19 protein-coding genes are annotated in these 22,915 nt (G+C 63.5%); 9 read left to right on the top strand and 10 right to left on the bottom strand.

Annotation, left to right across the window (positions count from 1 at the left end; all coding sequences use genetic code 11):
* Positions 1-2 precede the first annotated feature (2 nt).
* Complete coding sequence (locus AC4D2Q_RS02720) at positions 3-1,145, bottom strand: MFS transporter (protein ID WP_490944737.1); 1,143 nt, start codon at positions 1,143-1,145, stop codon at positions 3-5.
* A 68-nt stretch (positions 1,146-1,213) separates the two neighbouring features.
* Between AC4D2Q_RS02720 and AC4D2Q_RS02715 the strand changes: the two genes are divergently transcribed.
* Entirely contained in the window at positions 1,214-1,807 is a 594-nt protein-coding gene (locus AC4D2Q_RS02715) for a TetR/AcrR family transcriptional regulator (RefSeq protein ID WP_490944736.1), read from the top strand.
* Between the two features lie 52 nt (positions 1,808-1,859).
* Here AC4D2Q_RS02715 and AC4D2Q_RS02710 read toward each other — a convergent pair whose 3' ends face one another.
* On the bottom strand, positions 1,860-2,579 hold the full coding sequence (locus tag AC4D2Q_RS02710) for a VIT1/CCC1 transporter family protein (RefSeq protein ID WP_490944734.1): 720 nt from the start codon (positions 2,577-2,579) through the stop codon (positions 1,860-1,862).
* Between the two features lie 149 nt (positions 2,580-2,728).
* Here AC4D2Q_RS02710 and AC4D2Q_RS02705 point away from each other — a divergent pair, with 149 nt between their 5' ends.
* Genes AC4D2Q_RS02705 through AC4D2Q_RS02695 form a run of 3 tightly spaced genes read left to right on the top strand, consistent with a single transcriptional unit; the run spans position 2,729 to position 5,321 of the window.
* Positions 2,729-3,130 carry a hypothetical protein gene (locus AC4D2Q_RS02705; RefSeq protein ID WP_490944732.1) on the top strand — a complete coding sequence of 134 codons (402 nt, stop codon included), beginning with the start codon at positions 2,729-2,731 and terminating at the stop codon, positions 3,128-3,130.
* Positions 3,127-4,131, top strand: coding sequence for a hypothetical protein (locus tag AC4D2Q_RS02700; RefSeq protein WP_490944730.1), 1,005 nt, complete (start codon positions 3,127-3,129; stop codon positions 4,129-4,131). The genes AC4D2Q_RS02705 and AC4D2Q_RS02700 overlap by 4 nt, the downstream gene beginning before the upstream one ends.
* A complete protein-coding gene (locus tag AC4D2Q_RS02695; protein WP_490944727.1) occupies positions 4,131-5,321 on the top strand; it encodes an alpha/beta hydrolase family protein in 1,191 nt (396 codons plus the stop codon). The genes AC4D2Q_RS02700 and AC4D2Q_RS02695 overlap by 1 nt, the downstream gene beginning before the upstream one ends.
* On the opposite strand, the gene fmdA is transcribed toward AC4D2Q_RS02695, so the two are convergent.
* The 3 genes from fmdA to AC4D2Q_RS02680 all read right to left on the bottom strand — a co-directional run bounded on the left by fmdA (position 5,259) and on the right by AC4D2Q_RS02680 (position 8,403).
* Positions 5,259-6,515 carry a formamidase gene (fmdA, locus tag AC4D2Q_RS02690; RefSeq protein WP_490944724.1) on the bottom strand — a complete coding sequence of 419 codons (1,257 nt, stop codon included), beginning with the start codon at positions 6,513-6,515 and terminating at the stop codon, positions 5,259-5,261. The two genes, AC4D2Q_RS02695 and fmdA, sit on opposite strands and share 63 nt — an antisense overlap.
* Positions 6,516-6,550: 35 nt before the next feature.
* Positions 6,551-6,838 carry an FmdB family zinc ribbon protein gene (locus AC4D2Q_RS02685; RefSeq protein ID WP_490944722.1) on the bottom strand — a complete coding sequence of 96 codons (288 nt, stop codon included), beginning with the start codon at positions 6,836-6,838 and terminating at the stop codon, positions 6,551-6,553.
* A 158-nt stretch (positions 6,839-6,996) separates the two neighbouring features.
* Positions 6,997-8,403: an amino acid permease gene (locus tag AC4D2Q_RS02680; protein ID WP_490944720.1), complete on the bottom strand. Its 1,407-nt coding sequence runs from the start codon at positions 8,401-8,403 to the stop codon at positions 6,997-6,999.
* A 315-nt stretch (positions 8,404-8,718) separates the two neighbouring features.
* On the opposite strand from AC4D2Q_RS02680, the gene hisC reads away from it, so the two are divergent.
* The 4 genes from hisC to AC4D2Q_RS02660 all read left to right on the top strand — a co-directional run bounded on the left by hisC (position 8,719) and on the right by AC4D2Q_RS02660 (position 15,488).
* Positions 8,719-9,804, top strand: coding sequence for a histidinol-phosphate transaminase (gene hisC / locus AC4D2Q_RS02675; protein ID WP_490944719.1), 1,086 nt, complete (start codon positions 8,719-8,721; stop codon positions 9,802-9,804).
* Between the two features lie 17 nt (positions 9,805-9,821).
* Positions 9,822-11,465, top strand: coding sequence for a thiamine pyrophosphate-binding protein (locus tag AC4D2Q_RS02670; RefSeq protein ID WP_490944717.1), 1,644 nt, complete (start codon positions 9,822-9,824; stop codon positions 11,463-11,465).
* Between the two features lie 218 nt (positions 11,466-11,683).
* Entirely contained in the window at positions 11,684-13,513 is a 1,830-nt protein-coding gene (locus AC4D2Q_RS02665; RefSeq protein ID WP_490944715.1) for a BCCT family transporter, read from the top strand.
* A 322-nt stretch (positions 13,514-13,835) separates the two neighbouring features.
* Entirely contained in the window at positions 13,836-15,488 is a 1,653-nt protein-coding gene (locus tag AC4D2Q_RS02660) for a thiamine pyrophosphate-dependent enzyme (RefSeq protein WP_490945695.1), read from the top strand.
* A 124-nt stretch (positions 15,489-15,612) separates the two neighbouring features.
* Here the strand turns inward: AC4D2Q_RS02660 and AC4D2Q_RS02655 are convergent, their stop codons facing one another.
* Positions 15,613-16,971 carry an SNIPE associated domain-containing protein gene (locus tag AC4D2Q_RS02655; RefSeq protein ID WP_490944713.1) on the bottom strand — a complete coding sequence of 453 codons (1,359 nt, stop codon included), beginning with the start codon at positions 16,969-16,971 and terminating at the stop codon, positions 15,613-15,615.
* Entirely contained in the window at positions 16,971-18,167 is a 1,197-nt protein-coding gene (locus AC4D2Q_RS02650) for a hypothetical protein (RefSeq protein WP_490944711.1), read from the bottom strand. The genes AC4D2Q_RS02655 and AC4D2Q_RS02650 overlap by 1 nt, the downstream gene beginning before the upstream one ends.
* Before the next feature lie 400 nt (positions 18,168-18,567).
* On the opposite strand from AC4D2Q_RS02650, the gene menD reads away from it, so the two are divergent.
* Complete coding sequence (gene menD / locus AC4D2Q_RS02645; protein ID WP_490944709.1) at positions 18,568-20,304, top strand: 2-succinyl-5-enolpyruvyl-6-hydroxy-3-cyclohexene-1-carboxylic-acid synthase; 1,737 nt, start codon at positions 18,568-18,570, stop codon at positions 20,302-20,304.
* 78 nt (positions 20,305-20,382) lie between these two features.
* On the opposite strand, the gene AC4D2Q_RS02640 is transcribed toward menD, so the two are convergent.
* From AC4D2Q_RS02640 to AC4D2Q_RS02630, 3 genes are all read right to left on the bottom strand, one after another.
* Positions 20,383-21,156: an amino acid ABC transporter ATP-binding protein gene (locus AC4D2Q_RS02640; RefSeq protein ID WP_490944707.1), complete on the bottom strand. Its 774-nt coding sequence runs from the start codon at positions 21,154-21,156 to the stop codon at positions 20,383-20,385.
* 5 nt (positions 21,157-21,161) lie between these two features.
* Positions 21,162-21,947 carry an amino acid ABC transporter permease gene (locus AC4D2Q_RS02635; RefSeq protein WP_490926355.1) on the bottom strand — a complete coding sequence of 262 codons (786 nt, stop codon included), beginning with the start codon at positions 21,945-21,947 and terminating at the stop codon, positions 21,162-21,164.
* A gap of 88 nt (positions 21,948-22,035) precedes the next feature.
* Positions 22,036-22,824, bottom strand: a complete 789-nt coding sequence (locus tag AC4D2Q_RS02630) for a transporter substrate-binding domain-containing protein (RefSeq protein ID WP_490926356.1) — start codon at positions 22,822-22,824, stop codon at positions 22,036-22,038.
* Positions 22,825-22,915: the final 91 nt, after the last annotated feature.

Genomic DNA, 22,915 nt, shown 5'->3' with positions numbered 1-22,915 from the left:
CCTTAGCGTGCTCGGGCCTGCGGCTCCTGCGGCCTGCGCCCCAGAACGCTCGCGGCGCACACGCCGGCGGCAAGAAGAAATGCTGTGCCGTAACCCGCCGGTTGGATCAGCGCACCGGTCACCGCTGATCCGGCGGACTGCCCCAAAACGAGACTCGTGAACAGGACGGACGTCCCTGCAGCGCTGCTCGGCGATACCTGTGCGGCCCAGATAATGAGGACGGATGTTGCCGCCGTATAGGAAAGCCCAAACAGGGCGGCTGCAGCAAAGCCGGCAACGAGGTTCTGCGGAGCCAGGGCAAACAGGGCGGTTGCGAAAGCCGCCGCAATAACGGTTGCCGGCCAGGTAACCCGGAGGGGGTGCCTCGCCAGCCACGGGGCGGTGAAGACGGCGGCGGCTCCACCGAATCCCAGGGCAATCCAGACAGCCGCGGACTCACCGGTGGCCAGGCCGCCGCGTTCTTCAAGGAGGGCGCGGCCGTGCACCCACACGGCGGCGCAGCCGATCCCGAAGACAAAGGCAGCCGCTGCTGGATGGCGCAGGCCGCCTATGCTGCCCCCGAGCCGCACCGCCCGGTCCGGGGCGGGCTCAGCAGCCGGGCCGGACCGGTCCCGGGAGGTGTCTGCACGAAGCACCGTGACCATTGACGTCAGTGCGAGCAGCGCAATGAACCACCAGGCCAGACGCCAGGACATCTGACCCACTGCCAGGGCGAGGATGCCGGCGGCAATGACTCCAAACCCGGTGCCGGAGTTCACCACAGATTGGACCCGATCCTGCTCGGCACTCCTGATGTTGCGCTGCACCAGTTCCACCAGCCCGGGCGAGGCGAAACCTGCGCCCATGCCTGCCAGCAGAACTGCTCCAACAAACAGGCCGGCGTCCGGCGCGACGGCGATTCCCGCGCTGCCCAGCGTGGCCGTCATTCCGGCCAGAAGGACCACGGGCCGGGGTCTTGCCGGTGCGTAGCGGAAGCCGAGGGCGGCAGATGCGCAGTACAGCACAGAGGTCCCGGAGGCGAGCAATCCTCCCGCCAGGGGCGTCAGGGTGAATGCCGTCGAAAAGACAGGAAGGAAGAGCCCGTACCCGAGGCGGGCCAGACCGTACGTGGCCGCGATCAGGGCTGCGGCGCCGACCGTGAACATCGGACCTGCCTGCTGTTGGAGAGGCTGTAACGATCGTTTCATTGAAACGAACGTTATAGCATTGGAAGATGACTGCACAACCCGGCCCCCGCCAGCGTCTGCTTGATGCAGCGGAAGAGCTCGCCTTCACACAGGGAGTCGCCGCTACGCCGGTGGATGAGATTCTTAGACGTGCCAATGTTGCACCGGCCACCCTTTATGCACACTTTGGCAACAAGGAAGGGCTTATTGTTCAGGCCCTGCAGCGGCGTTTGGAGCGCTGGGATGAGGCATGGCAGCAGGAGATAGCCGCCGCATCCACGCCCAGGGAGCGGCTGCTGGCCGTCTTTCCAGCCCTGAAGCACTATCGGGCCCGCGTGACGGCTGCCCGGTGGTGCGCCTTTCTCGGGGTGGCGGCCGAGTCGCCGCGTCCCGGGCAGGCCCTGGACGACGCCTTGTCCAGTGACACGGACCTGCTGGAGGCGCGGCTGAGGGAACTGGCAGTCCCGGTGGCCGGTGCCGACAATGCGGATGCTTTGGCAGGGCAGCTGGTGCTGGTTTACACCGGAGTGCTGGGAATGCTCCTCCGCGGGGCGGACACGGAGACGGCAGCCGACGTGGGACTGCAAGCCGCGGATGCCGTGGTAAGTGCTGCGTTGACTTCAGGGGACGGGGCGCCGTGAGATCCATCTCCCGTGCCTGGCCTCACCCAGAGTTGCTTGTTCATTCTCTCGGCTAGGCGATGCCGGTGGTTCCCAGCAGCGTTCCCACCAGATAGGTGAAAGCCATCGCCAGCGCGCCCCCGATGACGAGGCGGGCCACGGCCCGGCGACGGGAGCTGCCACCCACCCGCGCACTGACGGCACCTGTGATGGCAAGGGCCGCAAGGACCGCGATGAACGTCACGGGAATACGGATTCCCGCCGGCATGAGGAGGATGGCCAGCAGCGGCAGAACGGCCCCGGCCGCAAACGCACCGGCTGACGCGAACGCTGCATGCCACGGGTTGACCACTTCGAGTTCATCGATGTTCAGCTCCACGGCGAGGTGCGCTGCGAGGGCGTCATGGTCGGTCAATTCGTCCGCAACCAGGCGGGCAGTCGCCGGAGAGAGCCCCTTCTGCTCATAGAGGCCGGCCAGCTCAAGCAGTTCCCCCTCGGGGTCTTCCCGCAGCTCCTGGCGTTCCTTTTCAATCAATGCCTCTTGGCTGTCGCGCTGGCTGCTGACCGAGACGTATTCCCCGAGCGCCATCGACACCGAACCGCCAACAACCGCGGCTGTCCCTGCCACCAGGATGGGAGCGAGGGTGTTCGTAACACCGGCGACGCCCACCACGGTTGCCGCCGTCGACACAATTCCGTCATTCGCACCAAGGACGGCGGCACGAAGCCAGTTCAAACGTTCCGCCACACCGCCTTCATGCGGTTCGCTGCGCTGTCCCGGTGTTTCTTCCATATGTGAAAGTAAAGCATTGGAACAAGTGCGGAACTACACTTTTACCGTAGACCTTGAATATTCGGATTACTGAGGAACCCATGGAGAAAGATGTGCGAGAAACGGCCGGAGCTGCGTTTAGCGGCCTTCAATTGCCCGCTCATGTAACTTTGGAATCCCTCATCGGTCACATCGAAGAACTTCGCGGACGCCCCATCAAGATTGTTCAGAGTGAAAACCTCTCCGGAAAGACTATTTGCGGTCTCTGGATTCCGCGTGAACATACGGACGTTGTCTACCACTCTGCGGCCCGGGGAAAGCTGCACCGCCAGCAGATGATTCTGCACGAACTCTCGCACATGATTCTCCGGCATGACGAATACCAGGAGGCAACCTGGCAGGGAGTCAGTGTTTTCCGGGAACTCTCCGGTGAGATGGTGGCCAAAGCCCTGGCACGCGGTGACTTCCGCTCCGACCTGGAAGCTGCGGCAGAACATCTTGCCGACCTGTTGGCTGCAGCAATCCGCGAATCCAGCCGTGAAATCTGCCGCTATGAGATGTACTTCGAGTGAATGCCCTCATAGCCGCCCTGTGCATGTGGCTGCTTGTGCTGACGCTGGCCCTTCGGGCCGGATCCCGGCCGGACAACACCATGCTGAAGGCAGCCATAATCATCGCCGCGTCACTGACCACCGACATTGACGGGATATACCTCGGGGCAGCACATGAATTGCCCTGGCCCAACGGGCTGGACCTGGCGGCCAACGTCCTGCTGGTCTTCGGCGTCTATTACCTGTCCCGGGCGATTGCCCGCGGGGCAAGGCCCGGTGACGCGTTTAGCAGCAGGGATGAGATGCGGATACGGCGTACTGCTGTGGCCGCAGTTGTCATTATGGGAGTGAGCTTCTATTTCATTGATGATCCCTATCCGTCGGCCTCTTTCATGCTGGACTACGGTCACCAGCCGGCAGCCGCCGTCTACTCCGGAATTCAGTACCTTTATATCCTGGCGGCGATGGTTGGAACGCTCATCACCTGTTGGCGGAATGTGCCGAAAATGAGGCGCAAACGCTTCCGGGTAGGATTTCGAATTATTGCCCTTGGTTGTGTCGCCGGAATCGTCTTGTCCATTTCGGTGCTGATTATGGACGGGGCAAAGGTGAGCGGCAACGAGGAGCTCAGGCAGGCTGTCGGATCCGTGTATGACGTGTCCAACCCGGCGACCGTGGTGCTGCTCTGCGCGGGCCTGGCGGTCGCCCCGATATGCCGGATCTTCAGTGATCTCAGCGTCCGGCGCAGGATCAGGGAGCTTGAGCCGCAGCTGACGCAAATCTGGCTTGGCACCGTGGCTCAGACGCCCGCCGTCAGCCTGGTGGGAACCACCGCCCGGACCGTCACTGCCCGGAGCCGCAAAAGCACGCGGGGTACCGCTGATACGATTCACCGCCTGGTGATCGAAATCCATGACTGGATGGACCTCGCCGAGAACCGCGGCAGGCAGCTGTCGGCCGCGCATCGGAGCGTTGTGGATGAGGCCGAGGCGCTGTGCCTGAAACAGGGGCGGTCCGTCTGATGACGCGGCCGCCTCTGGCCGTTCTGGCCGTCGTCCTTGGTGCCGTTTGCCTTCCCGCAGCGGCAGGTTCGATAATCCGGGCCAAAGCCACTGATGCAGGTCCCGGCCGGAAGCTGGTGGCGATCCGCGGACATGGGACGAGCGGTGAGCAGGAGTATCTGGACTTTGATCCCAGTGGATTCGGTGCACATCCCGGGCGGTTGAGCATGCGTGCCGCCTCCGGCGGTGAGTTGGTTGTACTCGGCCCGCCCGCTGTCGGCCGAGTGGCGCGGCGGATGGTCGAGAGGGGGAACGCCGCACGAATTGTTCGGGACGGATCGGGCCGGCTCAGCGGCCATCTGGGTGAAACCCCGGCCGATTTCGGAATTGCCGCTGAGGACACGTTGATTCAGGGGCTTCCGGCCTGGGTTATTCCGCCGCCGCCGTCGTCGTCGGGAAGCACAGATGTGTGGGTCATTCATGTCCATGGGCTGGGCAGTTCCCGCAGCCAGTGTCTGCGCGGCGTGGCGGCCTTCGCCGCCCTGGGCTACACCTCGCTGCTGCCTGCGTACCGCACGTCGCTGGACCTGTCGCCGGCGCCGGGCCGCAGCCATCTGGGCGCCAGCGAATGGAAGGACATTGAAGCCGCGCGACGCTACGCACTGGACCACGGTGCCCGCAGGATCCTGTTTGCGGGCTGGTCCCTGGGCGCGTCCATCGTGCTGCGCACAGTTGAGCAGCACCCGGCGGAAAGCACGTCGGGTGTCCTCCTGATATCACCGGCGCTGGACTGGCCCGGGATCATTGCAGCGCAGCTGCGGCGTGCAGGCTGCCCCGGATTCCTGGCACGCTGGCTGCCGCACACCGTCAACCTGGTTCGTCCGCCGGGGGAGCCGGTGCTCCGGTGGCAGGACATGCCCGGAACTCGTCTGGATAAGCCCTCGAATATTCCGACACTAATCTTCCATGGCACTCAGGACCGCTCCGTACCTGTGGAGCTCTCCCGGGCATTCGCGTCCCGGCAAAGCCGGAGTGCGGAACTCGTGGAATTTGAAGGCGCCCATCACACACTGGAGTGGAACGCCGCTCCCGAGATGTGGAACGCGGCCGTGCAGTCCTGGTGCCGGAACCTCGGACTGGGAGGTTCCTTACCGGCTGCTGGCCCGCGGCGCGCCGATGCCGGGATCGATCTGGAACGGACCGGAGGCTGAGGGCCGCACATCGAAATCAAAGATCGACGTCGGGATGTAGACGGTGGAGCATGAGTTCGGAATGTCCACGACACCTGAAAGCCGCCCCTCGATCGGTGCGGCGCCGAGCAGCAGATAGGCCTGCTCCGGGCTGTAGCCGAACTTGGTCAGGTAATCGATAGCGTGCAGGCACGCCCGCTGGTAGGACAGGTGCGAGTCGAGGTAGCGCTGCTCGCCGTCGAGCGTCACCGAGGTGCCGGAGAACGCAATCCATTCGCTGAACTGGGGCTCCACGTTTCCCGGCATGAAGATCGCGTTCTCCTGCACTCCATAGGTGTCCATCCCGTCTTTAATGATGTCCACGCGCAGATCGATGAAGCCGCCCATCTCAATGGCGCCGCAGAAGGTGATCTCGCCGTCGCCCTGGGAAAAGTGGAGGTCACCGACGGAGAGGTTGGCTCCGTCCACAAACACCGGATAGAAGATCCTGCTGCCCTTGGAGAGGTTCTTGATGTCCTGGTTGCCGCCGTTTTCCCTCGGCGGAGCGGTGCGCGCGGCCTCGGCTCCGACGCGGCCCCACTGGTCGCGCGGCAGGGCGCCAAGCACCGCGTGCTCGGCCTCCGGCGGCAGGGCAAGCGGCGGCACCCGGTGCGGGTCCGTGGCGATCAGGTCCCCTTCGCGCTTGTTCCACTTTGCCAGCAGAGCGGCCGACGGCGCGGTCCCCATCAGCCCGGGATGGATCAGGCCGGTGAAGGAGACAGCGGGTACATGGCGGGACGTCGCCGTCTGGCCGTTGAAATCCCAGATGGCTTTGTAAGCGTCGGGGAACTGCTCGGTCAGGAAACCGCCGCCGTTTTCACGCGCGAAGATCCCGGTGTAGCCCCAGCCCTGGCCGGCCAGCGGGCCGCTGTCTTCCTGCGGAATGGGTCCAACATCGAGGATGTCCACCACCAGCAGGTCGCCGGGCTTGGCGCCCTCCACGGCAAACGGGCCGCTGAGCTTGTGGACCGTGAGCAGGGGCGCGTTGAGGATGTCCTCGGCTGAATCGTCGTTGACGATGGCCCCGTCGAACCACTCGCGGCAGTCCACGCGGAAGGATTCCCCGGGTTTCAGCACGGCCACCGGCGGAATCTCGGGGTGCCACCGGTTATGTCCCAACTTTTCCTGGTCCTCGAACTTCTTCGACGAATCAAGGGGAAAGACGGTCTTGGGCATGGCTACTCCTCATACGGGTGGAAGGGCGGCGCGGATCAGTCGGGACGGGGCAGCTTTCGATGGAGCGGATTGGTGGTGATGCCGCGGGCTTTGCCGGCGCTGCCTGCTGGTGAGCGGACGACGGCGGGTTCGGCCGCGGAGCGTTCCGTGGCCTCGATGAGCCGGTAGGCACCGGAGGAACTGCTGGAAAGATGCGCGGCGGTGTACCGCCGGCGGGAAGGCGCTCCGCAGGCAGGGCAGGAAACGGAACCGGCGGCGTCGCCCATCGCCAACAGGACGTCAAAATCGACGCAGTTTGGGCAGCGGTAGGAGTAGAGCGGCATGGGTTCCTCTCTGACAGCCGTAGGAAGGGCCGGATGCGGACGGACTGGGGTGCCGCTCCGGCTTGGCCGCAAGCCTAGGGAGGACACGGCTGTGAGTCAACGCTTGGGCCGGCGGCTGCCGGGCCCGCGCAGGGAGGGCGGGCCCGGCAAGCCGGTGCCTAGTTCCTGAGGGTTTGCATCTTCCGGGCACGGGACGTGTGCGCCAGTTTGCAGACGACGGCGATGCACCCGGTGAGGGCTACGGTGGACAGCAGCTGCGTCCTGGCCGCTGAGTCGAAGCAGGCCAGCACCAGAATGGCTGCCAAAAGCACGATTCCGGCGACGGTCAGATAGGGGAAAGCACTCATCCTCAGCTTGAGCTCCTGGCCGGAACGGTCGGCCCGGCGGCGGAGCACAAACTGGGACAGAAGAACCGAAGCCCACACCAAAAGGATCGTGGATCCGACCAGGTTCAGCAGGGTGGGAAGGACCCGGTCCGGGAAGAAGAGTTCCAGCACCGTGGACACCACGCCAACCGCCACCGACGCGAGGACGGCCAGGACGGGAGCCTTTGCCTTATTGAGCCGCAGCAGCGCCTTGGGTGCGTCGCCGCGCTCGGCCAGCGAGTAACTCATCCGGGACGCCCCGTAGAGATTGGCGTTCAGCGCGGACAGCAGGGCGACGGCGGCGACCAGGACGATTGCGGTCTCCGCTCCCGGGATCCGGGCGATGGCCAGGACGGCGGCGAAGGGAGAGTCGAGCGCTTCGGAATCCCAGGGGACCACGGTGACGATGACAGCAAGCGAGCCGATGTAGAACACCAGGATCCGCCACACAACGGTCTTGATGGCTTTGCCCACGCTGCGGACGGGGTCAGCGGTTTCGGCTGCGGCAACGCTTACGATCTCCGTGCCGCCGAAGGCAAAGACCACCACAAGGAGGGCCGACGCGATCCCCGGCAGCCCGGCCGGCGCAAATCCGCCGTTCCCCACAAGATTGCCGAGCCCGGGGGAAGAGGAGTTGGGCAGCCAGCCGAAGATCAGGGCGGCTCCAATCAGCAGGAACGCAATAATGGCAGCGACCTTGAGGATCGCAAACCAGAACTCGAATTCACCGTAGTTCTTCACTCCCGCCACATTGATGAGGGAGAAGACGGCGATGAAAGCCAGTGCCATCAGCCAGACCGGCAGGCTGGGGAAGACCGAGGCGAGCAGGCCGGCAGCGCCGATTGCTTCAGCTGCAATCACTACAACAAGCTGGAACCACCACAGCCAGCCAACGGCCGAACCTGCCGTCTTTCCAAAGGCCTTTTCCGTATAGACGGAGAATGCACCCGAGCTGGGGTTCGCTGCTGCCAGCTCGCCCAGGGCCTGCATCACAATAATGACGAGTGCCCCGGCCACGAGATAGGAAATCAGCACGGCGGGCCCGGCTGCCTGGACGCCCACCCCGGATCCCAGGAACAGTCCGGCACCAATGGCGCTGCCAAGACCCATCATGGTCAGCTGGCGGGAACTCATGGATCGTCCCAGTCCGGACCGCGGCTCGCGGAGTGCGGTGCCGGGTTTCGTATCAGCGGTGGTCATGCAGATGCCTCACAAGCGTCAGGAAGCGAAGAAGCTCCGCTTCGAATGATGGAAATGACAGCCACACGCCCTTTGCCGGGGAATGTACAACGCTGGCAGTCCCGGGGTGACGCTAATCACTAATGGGGCCATGAGCAACTTTGCCGGGACAAGCTAGACAATTTGTACATAAAAGCAGAGGTAAAGGGTTCCCGCGACTGGCAGATTGTTCGGTGCTACCTAGGCAGCTTGTTTATGGAACAGCCCTTCTCTACCCTCATCGGGGAGCGCGCTGGCGCTGCGTCTACCCTTCAGCTCCGGCCCATGAGGAGAACCATGAACATCCCGCACCGTGCCGGGCTCGAGAACTTCCCGTCCTACCGTCAGGGAAAGACCCCCGCGGATGTCGGCGGTTTGAAGGCTTTCAAGCTCTCCTCAAATGAAAATCCCTATCCGCCGCTTCCCTCCGTTGTGCAGGCCGTGACCCGGGCCGTATCCGGCATCAACCTCTACCCGGAGATCGCCGCGGAAGAACTCACCGGCGCCCTTGCGGCTCGGTGGGCGGTGGAGCCGGAGAACATAGCCCTTGGCACCGGATCCGTTGAAGTCGCCAGCCAGATCATCCACGCGGCAACCAATCCGGGCGACCAGGTGATGTTCGCCTGGCGGTCCTTTGAGGCCTATCCGCTTTTGGTGACGGCAGCCGGAGCCACCCCGCAGCCCATACCGCTGGCTCCGGACGGCAGCCATGACCTGGCAGCCATGGCTGCCGCGGTCACTCCGAAAACCAGGGTGATCTTTGTCTGCAATCCGAACAACCCCACGGGCAACGTGCTCAGCGCCGACGCCGTGGAATCCTTCCTCCAGGCTGTTCCCTCCAGCACTCTTGTGGTGCTGGATGAGGCCTATCTCCACTTCAACCGTGCGGAGGACACCGCCGTTGGAATCGATATGTTCCGCAAGTATTCCAATGTTGCCGTGCTCCACACTTTTTCCAAGGCCTACGGGCTGGCCGGGCTGCGCCTGGGGTATGCCGTCGCCGCACCGGGCCTGGTCACTGCACTGCGCAAGGTTGCCGTGCCGTTTGGTGTCACGGCGCTGGCCCAGGAAGCCGGGCTGGCATCGCTGCGGGCCGAAGATGAGCTCCAAGAGCGGATTGACACGCTTGTTTCGGAACGCGGGCGGGTGTACGCCGCCCTGTTGGAAGCCGGACTGCCTGTCCTGCCTTCGGAAGCGAATTTCCTCTGGCTCCAGAGCGGGGACCGCACCGGCACGCTGGCCGAACTCTTTGAGCACAATGCCCTTTCCATCCGCGCGTTTCCCGGCGAAGGCATCCGCATCACCATTGGTGATACGGAAGCCAACAACAGGATCCTGGCGGTGGCCCGGCAGGCAACCGCGCTGCTGGCGCCCCTGCCCTAACCCGCCAAGGACCTGACATGACAGAACATCTGAACGTATCCGACGTCGTCGCTGAAGTGTGCATGCGGCACACCGAGGTGCTTTTTGGCCTGATGGGCAACGGCAACGCGTTTTTCACGGCCAACCTCACGGCCCGGGGCCTGCCGTACATCAGCGCCCGGCATGAAGCCGGAACCGTGGCCATGGCTGACGCCTATTACCGGGCGTCGGGCAAAATTGCAGCGGCCACCGTGACCTACGGCGCCGGCTTCACCAACTCCCTGACCGCACTCACCGAGGCGGCCAAGGCCCGCACCCCCCTGGTCCTGGTGATCGGCGAGGCCCCGACCTCCGGCCCCCGGCCATGGGACATTGACCAGCTGATGGTCGCCCGCGGGCTGGGCGTCCAGACCCTCACCGTCACCGCACGCAATGCCGCGCGCCTGACCGAGGAGGCCTTCACGACGGCACGCACTGAACGGCGTCCGGTCATCCTGTCCATTCCCTACGATCTCTCCAATGCGGTTGCGGAAACCCAGGAGCCGGCTGCACCGCAGGAACCGGGTGAGCGTGCGGTGCCGGACGCCGCCGTCGTCGAACAGCTTGCCTCGCTGCTGAACCGGTCCCGCCGGCCGATGATCCTGGCCGGCAACGGCTCCGTAATCTCCGGGGCAGGGGCGGCGATCGTAGAACTGGGCGATAAAATCGGTGCGCTCTTTGCCACCTCCGTCATGGCCCGCAACAGCCTGGACACGCCCTGGGACCTGGGCATCGCCGGAGGGTTTGCGCGGAGCGGACCGCTGCACCTCATGCGGTCGGCCGACCTCATTCTTGTTCTGGGGGCCAGCCTCAACGCCTTCCAGACGCGATACGGGTCCCTCTTTGCGGACGATGCCGAGATTATCCAGGTTGATGAACTCAATGAGGCCACCCACGAACGGGTCACCCGCTTTGTGCAGGCGGACACCCGGGAACTGGCTTCGGCCCTCACAGCTGCGGTCTCCGCGGTGGACGGAGGCTGGCGGAGCCAGCACCCGGAGGTATGCACCGAGTCCTTTGCACACGACCAGCCGGCGGATGAATTTGCAGCAGACGGGCGGCTGAACCCCCGTGCCGTGGCGCAGCAGCTTGATGCCCTGCTGCCCGCCGAGCGCACCATCGTTCAGGACGGCGGGCATTTCTGCGGCTGGATTCCCATGTATTGCCAGGCGCCCGACCCGCAGGGCCTCATGATGGTGGGCACGGCTTTCCAGTCCATAGGTTTGGGAATCCCCGCTGCCGTAGGGGCGGCAGCGGCCCGCCCGGACCGCACCACGGTGCTGATCGCCGGCGACGGCGGCGCCCTGATGGCGCTGGCGGACCTTGAGTCAGCCGTCCGGGCCATTCCGAGCGGAGTGATGGTGATCTTCAATGATGCGGCGTACGGTGCGGAAATCCACCAGTACGCGGCACGGGGCCTCGACGATACGGCAATGCAAATTCCGGAGGTGGACTTTAGCGCCCTGGGCCGGTCCCTGGGTGCCCAGGGTGTGAAAATGCATTCCCTTGCGGACCTTCAGGTGCTCAAGGAATGGCTCGCTGCCGGGGCCGAGGGGCTCTTCGTGCTTGATGTTGCCGTCACCCAAAGCGAGATCGCGGATTATATGCGTGAAAGTATGGCACCCATCCTTGCAGGAAAGTAATTAGTATTACCGCGAATTGACTGCTATGGCGGGGATTGTTCTATTACTAAATGACGCCATGGAATTCACCGGAATTGTTATGAATTGCAATGCATGCGCTATTGTCGTACGTTATGAATTCTGACCCAACACGGCCAAGCCAGTTGTCCGGCGGCACTGACAGGTCATCCGGTTCCGGTGCTGCGGAACGCAGGCCCGCCGGACGGCCCGTTGACCGAATGAAAAAAGCGCTGCGCCACGCCGCCTCTGAACCCTCCTTCGGCATTCACCCCGGGTTGGTCCCCGGCATCAGTGTCGAGGACACCGGGGCCAGCTTTCCGACCCGGCGCAGCGTGTTCGTCATCGCGCTGGCCGTAACGGCGGCGGTCCTTGCCTGGGCGATCCTGGCCCCGGACAACCTCAACCTGGTGGGCACCTCAATGCAGGGCTGGGTGGTAACCCACTTCGGCTGGCTGTTCAACGCCACAGTGGTTGCGATCGTGCTGTTCATGCTGGTGGTCGGCTACAGCCCCACCGGCAACATTCGCCTCGGCGCGGACGACAGCACCCCGGAGTACTCCACAACTTCGTGGATCTCCATGCTGTTCGCCGCCGGCCTGGGCATCGGACTCATCTTCTACGGGCCGATGGAACCGCTGAGCCACTTCCTGTCCCCGCCGCCGTCCACCGACGCCGAGGCGGGCAGCTCCGACGCCGTCCTTCCGGCCATGACGGATTCCTTCCTGCACCAGGCCACCCTTGCCTGGTGCATTTACGCCCTGGTGGGCGGCGCGCTGGCCTACGCCGCGTTCCGCCGCGGGCGGCTGCCGCTGATCTCTTCGCTCTTTGAACCCGTCTTCCCGAACGGCAACAACCGCGTCCTGGGCAAGGCCATCGACATCATGGCCGTTCTGGTCACCCTCTTCGGCACGGCAACCTCGCTGGGCATCGGCGCGCTCCAGATCCGGACCGGAACCTCGATCATCACGGGCCAGGAACTGGGCAACGGCTTCGTCGTCGTAGCCATCTGCCTCCTCACTGTTGTTTTCACCATCTCCGCCGTGGCCGGCATCAAAAAGGGCATCCGGCTGATGTCCAACACCAACATGGCGCTGGTGATTTTGCTTGCTGTTTTTGTCCTCGTGGCCGGACCAACGTTCTTCCTGCTGGACCTGCTGCCGTCCTCGCTCATCTCGTTTGCCGGAAACATGACGGACATGCTGTCGGTCTCCGCAAGCCAGGGTGAAGTGGAAGAGGAATACCTGACGGCCTGGACCACCCTGTACTGGGCCTGGTGGATTTCCTGGTCGCCGTTCGTGGGCATGTTCATTGCCAAGATTTCCAAGGGCCGTACCCTGCGGCAGTTCGTCACCGTGGTGATCTTTGTCCCCTCGGCCATCTCTGTTGTCTGGTTCACGGTCTTCGGCGGCACCGCCATCTGGATGAACATGAACGGCGAGGACATGGAAGTTGAAGGATCAGGGGAGAACGTCATGTTCGACCTGCTGGGCAACCTCCCCTTCAGCTCGGTGACCAGCGTCATCGGCCTGCTGGCCATCCTCGTTTTCTTCGTCACCGCGGCCGATTCCGCCGGCAACGTCATGGGGTCAATGTCCCAGTCCGGCCGGGCCGTGCCGTCAAAGCCGGTCACCATTGTCTGGTGTGCAGCCCTGGGACTGATCGCCATGTTCCTGCTGCTGGCCGGCGGACGCAATGCCCTGTCCGGGCTTCAATCCATCATGGTCACGTTCGCTCTGCCGTTTGTGGTCATCCTGATTGGCGTCATGATCTCCTGGGGCAAGGACCTTCGGAATGATCCGCTCATGATCCGCCGCCGTTACGCCCTGGAGGCCATCAAGGGCGGCGTGCGCCGCGGCATTGACGAACACGGCGACGACTTTGTGTTCGGCGCCGCCCACGTGCCGGAGGAAGAGGGTGCCGGTGCCGGTTTTGAGAGCGACGACCCGGCGCTGACCGAGTGGTACACGGACGGCATGCAGCATCCGGACGCCGTGCATGATCCGGAGCAGGAACAGCCGGATAAGGCGAAGGCCGGCGTCACCGACTAGCGGCAGAGTCGGCGGGAAGCAGAAGCGGGAACCGCAGAGTTCCCGCTTCTGCTCGTTAAGCAGCCGTGCGGCGCCGGATCGTTCGGGCGCCCTGACGCACAGCCTGTGATCCCGGCCATCGGCACACTTCCCCGCGCTGCCGGCGCGGCAGTTACGATGATCCCACCCTGGCCCCCGCCATATGTGCTGCGACAAGGGACAACACCAGCCGTCGACAACATGGCGGCATAAACCGATGTATCCGAGCAACGAAAGCGACTAGATGACAATGACGTCAGTGCTGCCTCAGGCATCCTCCCTTTCCCGCGTGCCTGATCCCTCGATGGCTGCAACCGCCTCCCGGACCACCAAGTCGGCAGGCCATGTAATTGTTGATTCGCTGGCGGCCCACGGAGTGGAGCGAGCCTACGTGGTGCCCGGCGAGAGTTTCCTCGATGTGCTGGACGGGCTGCATCATTCGTCGATTGAAACCGTCGTGTGCCGGCACGAGGGCGGGGCAGCCTACATGGCCGAGGCCGCGGGCAAGATGCAGCAGCTGCCGGGCATCGCCATGGTCACCCGCGGGCCGGGCGCTGCCAACGCGCACGTTGGCCTGCACACCGCCTGGCAGGATTCCACTCCCATGGTGCTCTTTGTGGGCCTGATCCCGTTTGAGCACCGGGACCGCGAAGCATTTCAGGAATTCGACATCAAGGCCTGGTTCGGCACCGGAGCCAAGCGCGTGATGGTGCTGGACCACGCGGAACGGGCGTCCGAAATTGTGGCCGAAGCGATCTTCGCCGCCATGAGCGGCCGTCCGGGCCCCGTCGTCGTCGGGCTTCCGGAGGACATCATCCGGCAGGAGATCAGCGCAGTGCTGCATCCGCCGATTCCCGTTGCCCCGGGCGGCATGACCGTGACGGACTGGAAAGCCCTGAAAGCCGCCTTGAGGGAAGCCGACAAACCGCTGTTTGTCACCGGTGGCAACGACTGGACGCAGGAAGGAGCGGACGCCCTCACCCGGTGGCTGGAGGAACACCACCTCCCGGCCGCCGCCGAGTGGCGGTGCGAAGGCACGGTGCCGTTCGACTCACCCTCATACGTGGGCCCGATCGGGTACGGCCGGCCGAAGCCGACCTATGACCTGTTGGAAGAGACCGATCTGCTGGTCTTCGTCGGCACCGTGCCCGGCGATGTGATCACTGACGGTTTCCTGGTGCGCCAGGACTGGACCAACAAGAACTTCCTCGTCACGATTGACCCCTCCATGCGGGGCCGGTCCGGACCTGTTTCCTACCAAATCGTCGCCAAGCCGGACGTCTTTGTCCGTGACCTGGTGCTGATGGATTTGCCGGTCAGGGATGAGTGGAAGGCATGGACCTCCCGCATGCGCCGCGAACAGGAGACCTTCTCCGCCCTGCCGCCGGCCGCTCCCGGGACGGGTCAGGCCCGGATGGATACCCTGATGGCCCATCTGGTGCCGACGCTGCCGAACGACGCCATGATCACCCTGGGCGCAGGTGAGCACACCAACTGGGCCCACCGCTATTTCCCCACCAGGAGTTACGCCTCCATGGTCAGCGCCCGCAACGGTTCCATGGGCTACTCCGTTCCGTCGGCGGTCGCAGCGTCGCTGACGTACCCTGGCCGGCGCGTCGTGACCATCGCCGGCGACGGCGAATTCCTGATGAACGGCCAGGAACTGGCCACTGCCGCCCAATACGGGGCAACCCCGCTGGTGATCGTGATGGACAACCAGGAATATGGCACCATCCGCACCCACCAGGAACGCCATTATCCGAACCGGATCTCGGGCACTCAGCTGAAAAACCCCGAGTTCGCACTCATGGCCCAGGCCTTTGGTGGGTTCGGCATCAAGGTGGAACACGACGCCGATGTTCCCGCCGCTGTGGAGGCTGCGCTTCGAGCCATTGATGAGGACAAGGCCTTTGCGCTCATCCACCTGGTTGTCGAGCAGCGGGTTCGGGCGTACTGAGGCACGCTTCACGGGGACGGACATCCAGGGTTTACCGAGGAGCAACCACCAGGCGATGCCGGACTATCCCGGTCGCTGATTGCCGCAATCAGCGAGCAGAACGTATTTAGGTCAACGAGGTTGCCTAGGGACGAGTCTCAGCAGTTGTCCCATGAAGTGGGCGGTCCGGCCACAGGTTTATAGATTGGAGGTATTCTGTGGCCGCCGCTCCTTCGTTGAACTCCAACAGGTTTCCGACCTTGTCCTGCAGCACTTCACGGACTTCGGCGGGGGTTGCGAAGAAGAACTCCTTGCGAGGATTTGCCTGATTGAGTGCTCTTGCTGCGAAGTGTTTGTGGAGTTCATTTTCGAGTGTTACTGCATCCTCGGAGAAGAACAGGGTGTGGATGTCGAAGCGAAACGGAACCGATGCTCCGCTGAGTTCTGCGACGCGGTCAGTTGGTTCAAGACGCCGGGTTAGGCCGATCTTGACGACGTCCTCACCGAACGCGCCCCGATTAGAAATTACGTAGATGTAGCCCGCGCGGATGTTTGCAGTTCGGAAATCATTCTGGGTAATAGCTTGGTCAATGGCCTCAAGCCGCAGTTCCAAACCGGGATCCGATTGACCCGACGCACGGAGCGCGTTCAGTGTGTTTAGGAGATGGCTGCGTTCCTTGTCTAGCTGGGCGCGCTCATCGGCAAGTTCACGTTCTACCCGGCGTTCCTCACGTAGGCGAGCGCGCTCTTCTCGCTCCGCTTCCTTCTCCTCCTGCTTCTTCATCAGCCAATCGGAGGTGAGCTCGATTTCTTCGATTCGCAGTGCGTGAAAGTCGTCGCTGATGTGCATTTCCATCAGAGCGCCAAGTTTGGCGATCGCTAGCCGAGAGGCATCGATGCGCCGCTTGGCAGTGAGGACATTACCGAGTTTTAAGGATCTGATGCTGTTGTCCGCTTCGGCGTTATAGGCGCGGAGCATAAGTTTGGCTAGATCATCAGTCATCCGCCGACCTTTGGCGAGAGAATTGTCGAAAGTAAAGAGATTCGACTTTATGATCGCCTTTCCCTGCCCCACTAGGTCAGCGATCCGGGCCTCAATATCGCGCAGGCGGTCGCGAAAGGCCTCAGCGTTTTCCAAGGGGTGGTGGTATCTGTATATGCCGACTTCTTGAAGCACCCGGGCATCATCGAGTTCAACGTAGGAGCCTGAGGCGGCGGTGGCTTCCGCCAGGCGCTGCCTCAGCAGTGCATTTTCTGCTTCTAGAAACGTCATGCGGCCAAAAGTCACTGACTGCTCGGCTGGATCGGGCGGAGGAGTAGGTGCCAACAGCGGGCCAGTGTCAACCCGATTGTTGGAGCCTTGGGCAGGCAACCAGAGTTGCCAGCCTTCAGGAGGCGCTGGCCACGCGGGATCGGGCTTCCAACCGACGGGAGGCCGCCAAGACGACGGTGGTCGCGGCCATCCAGGCGGCGGATTGAACACCAAGGATTCGTCGGTAGACATTAGGCGCGTCGGACTCCTGAGCCACTGGCCGGGACCAGCCCTAGGGGGTTCTTCGAGAGCGCGGCACCAAGGTGTTCCAACGTCGCCGACGGGATTACAGCTGACAAATCAATTTCAGCGAACGCTTCGCGGGAGGTGCCTACCGCAGCGAAAGGAATATAGGTTTCCTTACCTGTAGCCGGGTTGATCGTTTGCGTTCCAACTTCCAATGAGATGCTCTGAATAAGCTCGCGCCGATCGGCTTCGAAGACCTCGTGCAGGGTACGCAATGCGACCTGATGAACGATGCTGGTATACCGGTCTTTCGCATCCTTCTGTGAGAGTGCTGTAGCCGTTATTTCGTCGCTAGTTTTGACATATTTGTATGCCTTGACCGTCGGTATCAGACTCGGACTAGGGATGAGGACGCGCAGTGCAAGCTCAGCGCTCTCCGGTATGAACTGCGCCTCGTGTTCGGCCGTAAAGTCCCCGGGGTATACGGAATTCGCAAGCACGATTCCGACGTATTCCTGAACTGCTTCCACCACGCCGTAGCTGAGGTCTGTAATTAGCTGATCTAGGGAGGCGTTGTGCTGAGCGACTTCTTCCTCGCGTGCTACGCACTCGGCCTCGTAGCGCGTCCGTGCTGCAGCGAGGCCTCGTTGTCTTTCTTGTTCAAGCGCAGCATGTCTGGCGGCCAACTGTCGGCGCCTCCCCGGGAGTTGCTCCATCTCGCGCTCCCAGGAAGAGTATGCATCCGCGAAGGCGCTCTGGGCTTGTCCCTGCGCTTCAGCCAGTTTCTTTTTTCGTCCGAACAATCCGGTTGGCGCGGCAACCGCCTGCAATACCGGTACGGGAGGGTCATCTATCGGTTCAGGTGCAGGAATGGGAGCTTCGAGCCTGCTCACAAAAGGCGGGTGTTCGACGGTCCGCCGCAAGCTGTTGAGATCAACGTAGTCGTCCACATTCAGGGTGGCCTCAAGAAGGCTGTCGACCTCATCGTATCTGGCAGCGAGTTCAGCATTGAGCTGTTCGACTTCAGCCTGTCGCGCGGCGATGCGCGCCTCAACAGCTTCCTTCTCCAGTCGCTTGCGGTCGGCCTCTGAGGCACGTTGTAAGGTGAGCGCCGCCCTTTGTTCAGCTTTTCTTGCCTGCTCGGCGCGCCGCGATACTGCCGCCTGCTCCCGAGCCGCGGCGCGTTGGCGCTGCTCAGCCAACTTGGCTTGGTGTTGCATTTCCGCTAAGAATCCCCGACGCGCCACATTTACCTCTCAGATACAATTTTGTTCACATTATCAAGCCTTGGTCCGTTTCCTATCCGATTGAGTCACCGTCAGAATGTGTCGGAACTTAAAGACCCGGAAAAGGCGCCTCTGTTCATCTTTGGCTCCTGTAACCCGGTGTGTACCCTGGCGAGGGCTTCTTGCCCAAAGGGGGATGTTTTTTCTAAGGCATAGAACGTCAAATAGCGGACCAGCTTATCCACCGGCAAGAGTTAACGAACCGGACTGCAAGGGTTTTTCCGGACATTCGAATCCTCCAGAATTGAGGCTGCTCGGCACGGGTGCAGTGGACATCCGTCGGTACACCGCCGCCCCCAAACCCTAGGATGGAAGAGTGACCGGATCCTCGAAGTCCCCCAGCCTGACCCCATCCGCCCGCAGCACTGAACCGAAGGCGGCAACCAACCTCAGCTCGCTGCAGGCCGCCCGCTCGGCGGTATCCGCGCTGACGGCCGCCGGGGTGACCGACGTCGTCGTCGCCCCCGGCTCCCGCAGTGCGCCGCTGGCCTACGCGCTGGCGGAGGCCGAAGTGCAGGGGCGGGTCCGGGTCCATGTGCGGATCGATGAACGCGTCGCCGGTTTCACCGCCCTCGGCCTGGCCCGGGGCGGGCACCGCCCCGCCGCCGTCGCCACCACCTCCGGAACGGCAGTGGGAGAACTGGTTCCGGCCGTGATGGAGGCTCACCACTCCGGTGTTCCCCTGGTGGTGCTTTCCGCCGACCGGCCCGCTGAACTGCACGGCACCGGTGCCAACCAGACCACCGTCCAGCCCGGTATTTTCGCGCAGTTCCCCGCTTCGGCCGCTGACGTCCGGGCGGGGGAGGACCCTGCCGGCGCCATTGCCGCTGCCTTTGCCCGGGCGGGTGCGGAATCTCCCGCCGGACCGATCCACATCAACCTGCAGTTCCGCGACCCGCTGATTCCGCAGGCAGGGGATGAGGGGGAGCTGCCTGCAGCGGACGACGACGGCGGTGCGGCCGCTGCGCCGCCCTCCGAGCCCGCCGCCACCGGTCGGGAAGCATCAGTGCTGAACCGCTCCGATGCGCACCGAACCGTGGTGGTGGCCGGCGACGGCGCGGGAGAGATTGCGGCACTGTTTGCCCAGCGGGCGGGTCTGCCGCTGCTGGCAGAGCCCTCTTCCAATGCCCGTTTCGGCCCGAACGCGATCGGCGCGTACCGGCTGCTGCTGGAAGAGCTCGGCCCGGAGGTTGAACGGGTGGTCGTCTTCGGCCGGCCCACCCTCTCCCGGCCGGTGGCCGCACTGCTGGCCCGCCGCGACGTCGAAAAAGCCCTGTATGTTCCGCGCCCGGTCAACTGGTTCACGCCGGGCCGCCGGCCTGAAACCGTCATCCCGGACCTGGCCGGGCTCTTTGATTTCGCCGGCGCCGGAGCGCCGGGGTGGCTGCGGCGCTGGCAGGACGCGTCGGCGGCTGCCATGGCCGCGGTGTCCGCCCTGCTCGAGGCGGAACACGAACTCACCGGCCTGCACGTGGCGGATCTGGTCTGGGACCATGCGGACGGGAACCTCGTGCTCGGCTCCTCCAACACCATCCGGGACATGGACCTGGTGGCAGCCCCGGACTGGCATCCGCTGGACGTCTACGCCAACCGCGGGCTGGCCGGGATTGACGGCACCATCTCCACCGCCACCGGCATTGCCCTGGCCAACGGCATTCCCACCCGGCTGCTGCTGGGGGACCTGACCTTCCTGCACGACGCCGGCGCCCTGCTGCTGGGCACCGGCGAACCGGAACCGGACCTGCAGATTGTGGTGCTCAACGACTCCGGCGGCGGTATTTTCTCCCTGCTGGAGCACGGGGAACTGGGGGAGCGCGAAGAATACGGAGCCGCCGTCGAGCGCTTCTTCGGCACCCCGCACACCGCCAACCTGGCCGGATTGGCGGCCGGCTACGGCGTTCCGCACCGGCTGGTGCACAGCGTCGATGAGCTCGACGCTGCCCTGGACGCCCCGGTGTCCGGCCGGTCCATCATCGAGGTTCCGGTGCAGCGCAGCGCGCTGCGGGACCTGCATGCACGGGTCAAAGACGCAGTGAACGCCGTGCTGGCCTGATCCGGCCGGCCTCGAAAGACAAACAGCAGCCCTCCCGCACAAGTGCGGGAGGGCTGCTGTTTGTTACGGAAGAAAGCGCTAGAGCACCTTGGAGAGGAACTCGCGGGTGCGCGGGTGCTGCGGGTTATCCAGCACTTCGCCGGGGGTTCCCTGCTCCACGACAACACCGCCGTCCATGAAGACCACGCGGTCGCCCACCTCGCGGGCAAAGCCGATCTCGTGGGTCACCACCATCATCGTCATTCCTTCTTCGGCCAGCTGGCGCATGACGGCGAGGACGTCGCCCACCAACTCGGGGTCCAAGGCGGACGTCGGCTCGTCAAAAAGCATCATGTCCGGATCCATGGACAGCGCCCGGGCAATGGCCACGCGCTGCTGCTGTCCGCCGGAGAGCTGGGCGGGGAAGGCATCGCCGCGGTCCGCCAGGCCCACCTTGGCCAGGTTCCTGCGGGCGATTTCCTCCGCCTCGGCCTTGCCGCGCTTCTTGGCCCGGCGCTGGGCCAGGGTGAGGTTCTTCAGCACATTCAGGTGCGGGAAGAGGTTGAACTGCTGGAACACAATGCCGATCCGGGTGCGGACCTTGTCCAGGTCGGTCTCGGGGTCGGTGATGTCCACGCCTTCCACCAGGATGGTGCCGCTGGTGGGTTCCTCAAGGCGGTTGACGCAGCGCAGCAAAGTGGACTTGCCGGAACCGGACGGGCCGATTACGCAGACCACTTCACCCTGGTCCACATGGAAGTCGATGCCCTTGAGCACCTCGTTGGAACCGAAAGTCTTGTGCAGGTCCCGCACCTGGATGGCGGGCACCGCGTTGCTGGCGGCTGCGGGGGAGCTGGTTGCTTCAGTGCTCATGACCTTCACCGGCCTCTCTGGTTGTGTCGTTCAAGCCGTGCCACGAGCTGTGTCAGCGGCAGCGTAATGATCAGGTACATCAGGGCGGCCAGCACCAGCGGAGTGGCGTTGGCGTTCTGCGAGACTGCATCGCGGGCAAAGGTTGTGAGTTCCCGGTCGCCCAGCGCCATGCCGGCGATGAACAGCAGCGAAGTGTCCTTGATCAGGATGACCAGTTCGTTGGTCAGCGGCGGGGTGATGATGCGGAAGGCCTGCGGCAGGGTCACCGACACCATGGTCCAGGCCGGACCCATGCCCAGGGAACGGGCGGCTTCGATCTGGCCTGCGGGAACAGCCTGGATGCCGGCTCGGATGGTTTCGGCGATATAGGCTGCCGAGACCACGATCAGGGCGATCAGGCCGGCACCGGCGTTGCCGCCCGGCGGACGCCAGGAGAAGGCAATCGGCACCGCAAAGGCAAACGCAAAGATCACCAGCAGGGCCGGAAGGCCGCGGAAGATTTCAATGTAGGCAGTGGCGGCCCAGCGGTAGGGCGCCACTGGAGAGAGCTTCATCAGGGCCAGGATGAGGCCCAGTGCCAATCCGCCGGCAAAGGCTATGGCGGTGTAGATGATCGTGTTCTTCGCAGCCACGGTGATGATCGTCGGGAAGGCCTTCTTGGCCACCTCGGGATCAAAGAAGTTCACTCCGATGGCTTTCCAGTCCGCGAGGAGGACGATGGCAGCGATGACCAGGATGAAGACGGCATACAGGACTCCCCGGAAGAGGAGTCTGCGGGTGGACGGTTTCAAGATGGAGCCTTCCGGGGAAGATGTATGAGGCGCCGTCCCGGATGGTAACTTATCCGGGACGGCGGAACGTTCAGTGCTTTGTCAGTGCTTAGTCAGCGAAATACGAGTCGTAGATTTCGGTGTACTTGCCGTTGTCGCGCAACTCGGTCAGCTGGGTGTTGATCTTTTCGACCAGTTCGGTGTTGCCCTTCTTGGCTGCAAAGCCGTAGGACTCGTCGGTCGGGTACTCCTCGACAATATCGAAGGCACCGTCCTTGGTGTGGTTCGCATTGACAGCGATGTCCTGCAGGATCACGTCAATGCTGCCGGCCTTGATGGCCTGGAACATCTCGCCGTCGCCGGGGTATTCGATGATCTCGGCGTCCTTGGTGTTTTCCTTGGCATAATCCGCGCCGGTGGTGGACTGCTGTACGCCTACCGTCTTGCCTGCCAGGTCATCAATTCCCTTGATGTCGGAGCCAGCCGGAACCAGAAGAGTCTGCACCGAATCAAAATAGGAATCGGTGAATTCGATGTTCTGGGCACGCTCCTCCGTGATGGTGATGGCGCTGGCGCTGATGTCACACATTCCTGCGTTCACCGCCGTGCCGCTCTGGATGGCTTCAAATCCCTGCTGCTGGATTTCCACATCCAGATCCATGCCGGCGCCGATCGCCTTCATCAAATCGATGTCGAAGCCGGTGTATTCGCCGTTTTCTTCATATTCGAAAGGCTCAAAAGGAATCTCGGAGCACACCGTCAGGGTGCCTTCGGATACCAGTCCAAGCCCGGAATCACCCGCGCCCTCGGCCGTTGAATCGTCACCGCCGCAGGCGGTCAGTGCCAGGGCGCTCAGGGCTACAGCGGTGAGCGCGGTTCTGCGTGCTTTGTTCAGCATGGATCTACAACCTTTTCGTGGACGGAGCCAGTGGCGATTGCCCCTTCATAAACAGATGAAAGCAATCTAGATTCTACGCACGTCATATTTC

The organism is Arthrobacter sp. TJ-178 (assembly GCF_058269275.1).
The sequence above is the reverse complement of the archived record's forward strand: the minus strand, read 5'-3'. Positions and strand labels throughout refer to the sequence as shown.

Coding starts and splice junctions, on each gene's coding strand:
- AC4D2Q_RS02720 (WP_490944737.1), bottom strand. CDS start 1,145: ATGTTCACGGTCGGCGCCGCAGCCCTGATCGCGGCCACGTACGGTCTG.
- AC4D2Q_RS02715 (WP_490944736.1), top strand. CDS start 1,214: ATGACTGCACAACCCGGCCCCCGCCAGCGTCTGCTTGATGCAGCGGAA.
- AC4D2Q_RS02710 (WP_490944734.1), bottom strand. CDS start 2,579: ATGGAAGAAACACCGGGACAGCGCAGCGAACCGCATGAAGGCGGTGTG.
- AC4D2Q_RS02695 (WP_490944727.1), top strand. CDS start 4,131: ATGACGCGGCCGCCTCTGGCCGTTCTGGCCGTCGTCCTTGGTGCCGTT.
- fmdA (WP_490944724.1), bottom strand. CDS start 6,515: ATGCCCAAGACCGTCTTTCCCCTTGATTCGTCGAAGAAGTTCGAGGAC.
- AC4D2Q_RS02685 (WP_490944722.1), bottom strand. CDS start 6,838: ATGCCGCTCTACTCCTACCGCTGCCCAAACTGCGTCGATTTTGACGTC.
- AC4D2Q_RS02680 (WP_490944720.1), bottom strand. CDS start 8,403: ATGACCACCGCTGATACGAAACCCGGCACCGCACTCCGCGAGCCGCGG.
- hisC (WP_490944719.1), top strand. CDS start 8,719: ATGAACATCCCGCACCGTGCCGGGCTCGAGAACTTCCCGTCCTACCGT.
- AC4D2Q_RS02670 (WP_490944717.1), top strand. CDS start 9,822: ATGACAGAACATCTGAACGTATCCGACGTCGTCGCTGAAGTGTGCATG.
- AC4D2Q_RS02665 (WP_490944715.1), top strand. CDS start 11,684: ATGAAAAAAGCGCTGCGCCACGCCGCCTCTGAACCCTCCTTCGGCATT.
- AC4D2Q_RS02660 (WP_490945695.1), top strand. CDS start 13,836: ATGGCTGCAACCGCCTCCCGGACCACCAAGTCGGCAGGCCATGTAATT.
- AC4D2Q_RS02655 (WP_490944713.1), bottom strand. CDS start 16,971: ATGTCTACCGACGAATCCTTGGTGTTCAATCCGCCGCCTGGATGGCCG.
- AC4D2Q_RS02640 (WP_490944707.1), bottom strand. CDS start 21,156: ATGAGCACTGAAGCAACCAGCTCCCCCGCAGCCGCCAGCAACGCGGTG.
- AC4D2Q_RS02630 (WP_490926356.1), bottom strand. CDS start 22,824: ATGCTGAACAAAGCACGCAGAACCGCGCTCACCGCTGTAGCCCTGAGC.